Annotated in this window: 5 protein-coding genes; 2 read left to right on the top strand and 3 right to left on the bottom strand. The window is 61.2% G+C overall.

Features of this window, described 5'->3' with window-relative positions:
• Nucleotides 1-180 precede the first annotated feature (180 nt).
• Nucleotides 181-651: an Lrp/AsnC family transcriptional regulator gene (locus HX839_RS19910; protein ID WP_008430161.1), complete on the bottom strand. Its 471-nt coding sequence runs from the start codon at nt 649-651 to the stop codon at nt 181-183.
• A gap of 124 nt (nt 652-775) precedes the next feature.
• Here HX839_RS19910 and HX839_RS19905 point away from each other — a divergent pair, with 124 nt between their 5' ends.
• Entirely contained in the window at nt 776-2,020 is a 1,245-nt protein-coding gene (locus tag HX839_RS19905; RefSeq protein WP_177020135.1) for a methionine gamma-lyase, read from the top strand.
• A gap of 185 nt (nt 2,021-2,205) precedes the next feature.
• The gene (locus HX839_RS19900) at nt 2,206-2,895 is read left to right on the top strand and encodes a helix-turn-helix transcriptional regulator (RefSeq protein WP_177067579.1); all 690 of its coding nucleotides are present in this window, start codon (nt 2,206-2,208) and stop codon (nt 2,893-2,895) included.
• A gap of 125 nt (nt 2,896-3,020) precedes the next feature.
• Here the strand turns inward: HX839_RS19900 and HX839_RS19895 are convergent, their stop codons facing one another.
• Both HX839_RS19895 and macA read right to left on the bottom strand, forming a co-directional pair.
• Nucleotides 3,021-4,979 (bottom strand): MacB family efflux pump subunit, encoded by a 1,959-nt coding sequence (locus HX839_RS19895; protein ID WP_003212489.1) that lies wholly within the window; start codon nt 4,977-4,979, stop codon nt 3,021-3,023.
• A gap of 3 nt (nt 4,980-4,982) precedes the next feature.
• Nucleotides 4,983-6,134: a macrolide transporter subunit MacA gene (macA, locus tag HX839_RS19890; RefSeq protein WP_032898521.1), complete on the bottom strand. Its 1,152-nt coding sequence runs from the start codon at nt 6,132-6,134 to the stop codon at nt 4,983-4,985.
• Between the last annotated feature and the right edge of the window lie 92 nt (nt 6,135-6,226).

The following is a 6,226-nucleotide window of genomic DNA, read 5'->3' as shown; positions in this document are numbered from 1 at the left end:
CCATGGATGGCCCGTCGCGGCGGCCCGCGGAGTAATGCCGGAGTGAGGGAACACCGAGCCTAGGCGAGGTGCCGACAGGCGGGGCAGAGCGCTTTGGTTACTTTGCCGCTTTTGCAAAGTGACTCGCTGTAAGAGCGAAACCATAAGCAGCCGTTACCCAAATAACGGATATGCACACCATCACTCCGGCAAAGGAATCACCCGCAACGGCCGCACCGACTTATAAGAAAAACTCGAGTAAATCTCCTTAACACACGGCAACCCCTGCAACACCTCCCGCGCAAACTCTCCAAACGACTCCAGATCCTTCGCCACCACTTCCAACAAAAAATCATACCGCCCCGAAACGTTATGACACGCCACAATCTCGGGAATCTCCAGCAACCTTTGCTCAAACGCCCGGGCAACTTCCCGGGAGTGCGTATCCATCATGATGCTGACAAACGCCGTCACCCCATACCCCAGCGCCTTGGGCGACAGGATCGCCTGATAACCGCCGATCACCCCGCTGTCCTCAAGGTTCTTCACCCGCCGCCAACACGGCGAAGTGGTCAGCGACACCCGCTCCGCCAACTCCGCCACCGTCAACCGCGCATTACCCTGCAAGGCGTTTAAAAGTGCCTTGTCAGTCCGATCCAGATGCATGGGCATATCTTGCCTCAAAACGTCGTTTTTATTGTTTTTCATCCCAATCTACCGGCCTTTCCCAGCAAACTATGGAACGTTCGGCCGCCGTTATAAGCATAGCATTGTAGGAAATAAGGAGCGTCCGACCATGAAAAATAAACACAACACGTTCGGCTTTTCCACCCGCGCCATCCACCACGGCTATGACCCCCAGGACCACCACGGCGCCCTCGTGCCGCCCATCTACCTGACGGCAACCTTCGCCTTCCCCACCGCCGAATACGGAGCCGCCTGCTTCGCCGGCGAAGAGAGCGGACACTTCTACACCCGCATCTCCAACCCCACCCTGGCCCTGCTGGAATCGCGCATGGCCACCCTGGAAAACGGCGAAGCCGCCGTCGCCTTCAGCTCCGGCATGGGCGCAATTGCCGCGACGTTCTGGACCCTGCTGCGCCCAGGTGATGAAATCATCGTCAGCCAGACCCTCTACGGCTGCACCTTCGCCCTGCTGCACCACGGCATCGGCGAATTCGGCATCAAGGTGCGCCACGTCGACCTCACCGACCTGAACGCCCTGAGCGAGGCCATCAACCCGGCCACGCGCATGATCTACTTCGAAACCCCGGCCAACCCCAACCTGCAACTGGTGGACATCGCCGCCGTCGCCGAGATCGCCCACCGGCAACCCGGGATCACCGTGGTGGTGGACAACACCTACTGCACGCCCTACCTGCAACGCCCGCTGGAAATGGGCGCCGACGTGGTGGTGCACTCGGCCACCAAATACCTCAGTGGCCACGGCGATATCACCGCCGGCATCGCCGTCAGCAGCCAGGCCCTGGCCCAGCGCATTCGCCTGCAAGGGCTCAAGGACCTGACCGGTGCGGTGATGTCACCCCAGGACGCCGCCCTGCTGATGCGCGGCCTCAAGACCCTGGCCCTGCGCATGGACCGCCATTGCAGCAACGCCCTGGCCATCGCCGAAGCCTTGCAGGCCCATCCCCTGGTGGAATGGGTGACCTACCCCGGCCTGCGCTCCTTCCCCCAATACGAACTGGCCGCGCGGCAGATGAAACAATCCGGCGGCATGATCGCGTTTGAACTCAAGGGCGGCATCGACATGGGCCGACGCTTCATGAACGCCCTCAAGCTGTTCACCCGAGCCGTGAGCCTGGGGGACGCCGAGTCACTGGCCCAGCACCCGGCCAGCATGACCCATTCCACCTACACCCCGGAGCAGCGCGCCCACCACGGGATTTCCGAAGGGCTGGTGCGACTCTCGGCGGGCCTTGAGGATGTCGCCGACCTGCTGGCCGACGTTGCCCAAGCCCTGGAGGCCTGTGCCGTAAAGCCGAAATCCCGGGCGGTGCAACACAACGTTCATCACGCTTGAAGTAAATTCACAGGCAGGCGCGACGTTTATCAATAGCCCGGCCTGAAAAGGTCGGGCTTCTCCCGTTGCGCCCTGCACCGCAAAAAATTTGATCCATTCATTGGCCCGTTTGCGAAAGCCTGTACTAGCATACGAGGCGGCAGTCATGGAGATCACTGCCCTGTACGCCGCCCTCATTGAAACTCATGGATGAAATGATGAACTCACACCTGTTCCCCCACATTGGCAAAGTCATCGCCAGCACCGGCAGCCGACATTTCCCGCGCATGCTGCACGACCTGATCCTCACCCAACTGGCGGTCGACGCCACGCACATCACGCAAATGCCTGTGAGTTCACCGCGCAAGGCAGGCAGTTCGCGAATGACGGGGGTCAGCCCGGTGTACACCGACCCGCTGCCAGGGCAGGAAGAGGCCCAGGCCGCCGCCCAACTGCACCTGACCCGGCGCAAGGATGACGTCAGCTACGTGCTGTCGGTGTATCGCTCCAACCCCTGCGAAAGTTTTTCCCAGCAGGAGCGGATCATCCTGCAAGACTTCTCCTCCCTGCTGCTGCCGATGGTTGAAAAACACATCAGCGCCCTGCAACCCAGCGGTCCGGACAGCGAAGCGCCGCAGCAACAAGGCATCGACACCTTGCGCCGGCGCTTTGAAGAGCGCCTCGCGCAATCGGGGCTGGCCCTGTCCAGCCGGGAGCTTGAGGTGTGCGTGGGGCTGCTGGCCGGGCGTACCGCACCGGAACTGGCGGAGCAGTTGGCACTGAAGGTCAATACCATCGAGAGCTACCTCAAGCGGGCTGCGATCAAGATGGGCATCAGTGGCCGGCATTCGTTGATGCGGTGGATGTATTCCACAGAAGAAAACGCCACTCTCTAGAACACCGAGGAACAAATGTGGGAGCGGGCTTGCTCGCGAATGCGCAGTGTCAGTCAATACATGTGTGACTGATCCACCGCATTCGCGAGCAAGCCCGCTCCCACATTTTTTGATCTCTGCCCGGCCTAATCCCGGGCCAGGGCTTCAATCGGATCCAACCGCGCCGCATTCCGCGCCGGCACAAACCCGAACACAATCCCGATCAACGTTGAACACGCAAACGCCGTCACTACCGAGCCCAGGGAAAACACCATTTCCCACTCTTTCACAAACAACGAAAACAGATAGCCGATGGCGAATGACAGCGAGATGCCGATCATCCCGCCAATCAGGCAGACCATCACCGCTTCCACCAGGAACTGTTGGCGAATATCCGATTGCCGCGCGCCCACTGCCATGCGAATCCCGATTTCGCGGGTGCGTTCGGTCACCGACACCAGCATGATATTCATCACCCCGATGCCGCCCACCAGCAACGAAATCACTGCAATCAACGACAGCAGCAACGCCAGGGAACGGCTGGTTTTCTGCACCGTCTGCATGATGCTGTCGAGGTTGTTGGTAAAGAAGTCCTTGGTGCCGTGACGTTGCAACATCAGCTTGGTGACGTTCTCTTCCACCACCTTGCTCGGCTGGCCGTCCTTGATGCGCACCGTGATGCTGTCCAGATGACGCTGGCCCAACAGCCGCCCCGCTGCCGTCTCGTACGGCACCCACACGTTCAACGCCTTGCTGGCGGCGAACATGTTTTTGTTGTCGGCCGTCACCCCGATCACCGTACAGGGCAGGTTGCCCACCAGGATCACCTGACCCAGCGGATCCACGCCGGGCGCGAACAGTCGATGGCGCGCGTTGTGGTCGATCACCACCACCTGGGCCTGGCGCCGGGCGTCGCTTTCGCTGAAGGTAATTCCGGCTTCGAGCTTCAGGCCCTTGACCTGGAAATAGCGATCGCTGACCCCATTGACCTGGGCGTCCAGGTCGATATTGCCGTAACGCAGCAATAGGTTGCGCCCCACCACCGGCGTGGCGCTGTCGACGTAATACAGCTGGTTCAGCGCATCCACATCCGACGGCAACAACGTCTCGATGGCTGACGCACGGCTGTCACCAAAACTCTTGCCGGGAAAGATATCAATGGTGTTACTGCCAATGGCCTGGATGTCCTTGAGCACATAGCGCTTGGCGCCTTCGCCGATGGCCGAGATCGATACCACCGAGGTGATGCCGATGACGATGCCGAGCATGGTCAGCAAGGTGCGCATGCGATGGGAAATCAGCGCGACCCAGGCCATGTTGAAGGCCTCCTTGAACAGCCCGAGGCTGGCCACCAACTTGCGCGCACCGCTGCGCTTGGGCTCGATGGGCGCTTCGGTGGGCAGGTCGAGGCCGACACTCTGATTGGCGCGATCACTGACAATCTCGCCATCGCGCACCTCAATGATCCGCTGGGCATTGGCCGCGACTTTCGGGTCGTGGGTAACGATGATCACCGTGTGCCCGGCGGCGTGCAGCTCGGCCAGGATGCGCATCACCTCCTTGCCGCTGTGGGTATCGAGGGCGCCGGTGGGTTCGTCGGCGAGGATCACTTCGCCGCCGTTCATCAAGGCCCGGGCGATACTCACGCGCTGTTGCTGGCCGCCGGACAGCTGGCTCGGGCGATGGGTCAAATGCCCCGACAACCCCAGGCGTGCCAGCAATTCACCGGCGCGGCTATGCCTGGCGGTTTCCGGCGTACCGGCATAAATCGCGGGCATTTCCACGTTGTGCAACGCGCTCAGGTGCGCGAGCAAGTGGTAACGCTGAAAGATAAAACCGAAGTAGTCGCGGCGCAGCTCGGCCAGTTGCTCATCCCCCAGGGTGCGGGTTTCGATGCCATTGATCTTGTAGCTGCCGGCGGTGGCGTAGTCGAGGCCACCGAGGATGTTCATCAGGGTGGATTTACCCGAACCCGAGGCCCCGGTGATCGCGACCATTTCCCCGGCGTGGATGGTCAGGTCGATGCCCTTGAGCGCAATGAATTCGCGGTCACCGGCCATGAAACTGCGCACGATGCCTTTAAGCTCCAGCAGTGGCTGAGTCATCAATCAGCCCCCCGCCACGGCAGGCGATGGGTCGCCGATCACCACCTTGTCGCCTTCGGCCAGGCCATCGAGGATCTGCACCTTGACGTTGTTGTTGATGCCCGTCTGCACCTGCCGCGTGTTGGCCTTGCCCTTGGCGTCCAGCACCCGCACCGGGAAACTGCCATCGGCATTGCGCGGGCCGAGTGCGGCCACCGGCACGGTCAGTGCGGCCTTGGCGGTGTCGAGCACGATGCGCACCTGGGCGGTCATGGCGATGCGCAGGCGGTGGTCGGGGTTGGGTACGTCGAACAGCGCATTGTAGAACACCGCGGTGTTTTGCTTGGGGGTGCCGGCGGTCTGGGTTTCGAGGAAATTCTGCGGGGCAGGTTCGGTACCGCGCAATTTGGCGTAGTAGCGTTTGTCGGCCTCGCCGAGGATGGTGAAATACACCTGCTGGCCCGGACTGATGTGGATCACGTCCGCTTCGGAGACCTGGGCCTTGACGGTCATGGTGTCCAGGTCGGCGAGTTTGAGCAGCACCGGTGCCAGTTGGCTGGCGATCACGGTCTGGCCTTCCTGGGTGACGATGCCCACTACATCGCCGTCGATTGGCGCGACGATGCGGGTGTAGGCCAGGTTGATCTTGGCGGTGTCGATCTGGATGTGGGCGCTTTTGATCTGGGCGTCGAGGGACATCAGGTTGGCGCGCTGTACCTCGTAATTGGACTCGGCGGTTTCGAAGTCCTGGCGGGACACGGATTCGTCCTCTTGCAGGCCCTGATAGCGTTCGTAGACGGATTTGGTTTCCTTGAGTTGCGCGGCGGTGGCGCGGCGTTGGGCCTGGAGGTTTTCTTCGTCGACCTGGGCTTTGCGCAGGGTGTTCTGCAGGATCAACGGGTCGATTTCGGCCAGCCATTGGCCCTTCTTGACCTTGTCGCCGACCTTGACCTTCAGGGATTTGAGTTGGCCGGAAACCTGGGCGCCGACATCGACCTGCTTGACGCCTTCGAGCAGGCCGGTGGCCAGGACGGCGTTTTCGATGTCACTGCGCTCGGCGGTGGCGGTCAGGTATTGCGGCGCGTCTGCGGGGGCCTGCACGGTGTAGATGGTCAGGGCGGCGGCGATTGCCAGGGCCAGGGCCATTCCTGTTTTGCGAAGCTTTGACTTTTCCATAAGTGACCACAGAAGACGTTGAAGTTGGTCCGGCTTTTGGCTCGGAGTACATATCCGTTTTTTTAGTAACGGCTGATATGGGTTCCGCTCTT

The organism is Pseudomonas sp. I8001 (genome assembly GCF_013385345.1).
GTDB lineage: Bacteria > Pseudomonadota > Gammaproteobacteria > Pseudomonadales > Pseudomonadaceae > Aquipseudomonas.
The sequence above is the reverse complement of the archived record's forward strand: the minus strand, read 5'-3'. Positions and strand labels throughout refer to the sequence as shown.

What these genes read in the sequence shown, in the direction of transcription:
- HX839_RS19900 (WP_177067579.1), top strand. Translation starts at nt 2,206, where the DNA reads ATGGATGAAATGATGAACTCACACCTGTTCCCCCACATTGGCAAAGTC.
- HX839_RS19905 (WP_177020135.1), top strand. Translation starts at nt 776, where the DNA reads ATGAAAAATAAACACAACACGTTCGGCTTTTCCACCCGCGCCATCCAC.
- HX839_RS19910 (WP_008430161.1), bottom strand. Translation starts at nt 651, where the DNA reads ATGCCCATGCATCTGGATCGGACTGACAAGGCACTTTTAAACGCCTTG.
- HX839_RS19895 (WP_003212489.1), bottom strand. Translation starts at nt 4,979, where the DNA reads ATGACTCAGCCACTGCTGGAGCTTAAAGGCATCGTGCGCAGTTTCATG.
- macA (WP_032898521.1), bottom strand. Translation starts at nt 6,134, where the DNA reads ATGGAAAAGTCAAAGCTTCGCAAAACAGGAATGGCCCTGGCCCTGGCA.